This is a genomic window from Oleiphilus sp. HI0125 (assembly GCF_001635355.1).
The window spans coordinates 1-959 of the sequence record NZ_LWGF01000367.1 but is presented as its reverse complement, the minus strand read 5'-3'; the positions used below and the strand labels follow the sequence as shown (position 1 = coordinate 959).

General features: G+C 43.9%; 1 protein-coding gene. It reads right to left on the bottom strand.

The features are described 5' to 3' along the window. Positions 1–69: 69 nt before the first annotated feature. Entirely contained in the window at positions 70–825 is a 756-nt protein-coding gene (locus tag A3762_RS05115) for a transporter substrate-binding domain-containing protein (protein ID WP_068478248.1), read from the bottom strand. Between the last annotated feature and the right edge of the window lie 134 nt (positions 826–959).

Here is a 959-nt window from a genome sequence, read left to right as displayed (position 1 = left end):
GTAAGTTCCGTGAAAATTAATCGTCAATCAGACGTCAGGCATATAGCGCCTGACATCTGACTTTTAGCATTAAATCTTAATGCTGTAAGAGAAGTACTTGTTCATGATCTCATCGTAAGTACCGTCTTCTTTGAGCTTTTTAAGCGCAGCATTGAATTTTTCAGCAAGGTCTTTGTCACGCTTGCGGAATGCAGCGCCAACGCCCTCACCACCAACTTGCATGGTGTCGCCGACTGACTGGTAGTTTTCATCTTTAAGGATGGTTGATTCACCTACTGGGAAGTCTAGGAATACTAAGTCTAGACGGCCACCGGTTAGATCAAGAACAAGGTCGTCAGCCGTGGTGTAACGCTTGATTTCAACAGTGTCTGCGCCGATATCTTTTGTCACGTAATCATCTTGAACTGTGCCACGCTGAACGCCAACGCGAAGGCCTTTGAAGGCAGCCTTGTCAGTCACGTCCAGATCAGTACCTTTTTTACCAAACCATGCAGAAGGTGTGTTGTAGTAACCTTCAGAGAACAATACTTTTTCAGCACGCTCAGGAGTGATAGACATAGAAGAGAAGATAACGTCGTATTTACGCGCTAAAAGTCCTGGAATAATGCCGTCCCAAGCTTGGATAACCCACTCACATTCCGCTTTGATTTCAGCACATACAGCGTTGCCAAGGTCAATTTCGAAACCAGTAAGCGTGCCGTCTGGCGCTTTATATTCGAACGGCTCGTAAGGTACATCAACAGCTAACTTTAGTTTGTCAGCTGCGAAACCAATGCTGCTGCTCGCAGCTAAGATACAACCCATTAATAGCGATAGTTTTTTCATAGTGAGGTCTTCCTCTTATTTAATGTCAGCTCTCTAAAGGGAGCAGTTTGTTTGTACTGAATATTAGTACTTCGGTTGAAGAAACTGTTTCACACGTTCTGAATCAGGATCTTCAAAAACTTTTTTAGGTGTTC

What these genes read in the sequence shown, in the direction of transcription:
- A3762_RS05115 (WP_068478248.1), bottom strand. Translation starts at nt 825, where the DNA reads ATGAAAAAACTATCGCTATTAATGGGTTGTATCTTAGCTGCGAGCAGC.